This is a genomic window from Candidatus Neptunochlamydia vexilliferae, assembly GCF_015356785.1.
In the GTDB taxonomy this organism is placed as follows: Bacteria; Chlamydiota; Chlamydiia; order Chlamydiales; family Simkaniaceae; genus Neptunichlamydia; species Neptunichlamydia vexilliferae.
Window position 1 is genome coordinate 1 of the sequence record NZ_JAAEJV010000117.1, and the last position, 1,348, is coordinate 1,348.

The 1,348-nt window shown below is 41.1% G+C and carries 1 protein-coding gene; it reads left to right on the plus strand.

Annotation, left to right across the window (positions count from 1 at the left end; genetic code table 11):
* Positions 1-48 precede the first annotated feature (48 nt).
* Positions 49-870, plus strand: a complete 822-nt coding sequence (locus NEPTK9_RS09485) for an ATP-binding protein (protein WP_194848587.1) — start codon at positions 49-51, stop codon at positions 868-870.
* Positions 871-1,348: the final 478 nt, after the last annotated feature.

Genomic DNA, 1,348 nt, shown 5'->3' on the forward strand with positions numbered 1-1,348 from the left:
AAGCTATTTTAAACCATGGCTACAAATTAAACAATCTAAAAAGGAGCGATGCTTCCTCCCCTCCCTAAAGGAAGGGGTATCCGCATCGATATTTTGATGAAGAAAGAGGGGGTGAAACGTGACCTTGATGATCTTCTTCTTCATGGGGGATATCCTCGAGTTTATCGTGACAAACTCGATCCGATGAAAGCTTACCGCAACTACTTTCAAACCTACGTTGAAAGAGACTTAAGACAAATTATACAGGTTAAAGATCTCTCACAATTTCAACGGTTCGTTCGGATCTGTGCAGGACGGATCGGTCAAGTTCTTAATCTCCAAGGGATCAGTAATGATGTAGGGATCTCTGCAAATACAGTAAAAGAGTGGTTATCGGTTTTAGAAGCATCTTTTGTGGTGATTCAGCTTCAGCCTTATTTTGAGAATTTTGGGAAGCGCTCGATAAAGGCTCCTAAGCTCTACTTTAACGATGCGGGACTTGCCTGTTACCTTTTAGGCATTGAAAATAGCGTCCAGATCGAACGAGATCCTTTAAGGGGCAGCCTTGTTGAAAATCTCGTCCTTTTAGAGCTGATGAAGTGCCGCCTCAATCGAGGGCTTGACCCTCAGCTCTACTACTATCGAGATGCCCATGGGAATGAGGTGGATATTATCTTTCAGTCAGGCCGAGAGCTTATCCCCATAGAGGTAAAAGCCTCAAGAACCTTTCATGAGGACTTTTTGAAAAACCTCAAATTTTTCAAAGAGCTTGCTCCAGATCGTGTTTCCAAAGGTTTCCTTGTCTACGCAGGGGAACAAGAGCAGCAGATTCAAGATTTTTATACCCTAAATTATGCCCATGCCCAGCAGATTGCAAAAGGAATCTATTGATTGAGAGGGTTTTGTCAAGAGCTGATCAATCCTTAAGCCCTTCCTATGGGAAATTTCATTGTTGTCCTCCTTCGAAAGCTGGCCGATTCTGGTAAAATTTGGTTTTTCTAAATCTTATCTCTCTGTGCATATGTTGCTTAACACCTCAAGACATCTACTTAAGTCAAGGCCAGATGAAAAGTTCAACTACCAAGGAATCCTCGGTAATTGCACGAGAGGAAAATAAAAATTCAGTGGTACTGCAAAGAGGATTTCTCGCTGTTAAATTCTCATAGAGAAAAAATCTATTTTCCAAATAACTTTCCCCCAAATTTTCCTTGATTTCGTATTTTCTTTCCAGGGAAGAGTTTTTGAGACTCAGAAATTTTCAAAATTTTGACCCCAATAGTGTCAAAAAAAACGTCCCCCTATAAAATAGGGGGACTACTACTAACATCGCACACACACACAATAGGAGGCGATAATGGCAAAGATAGCA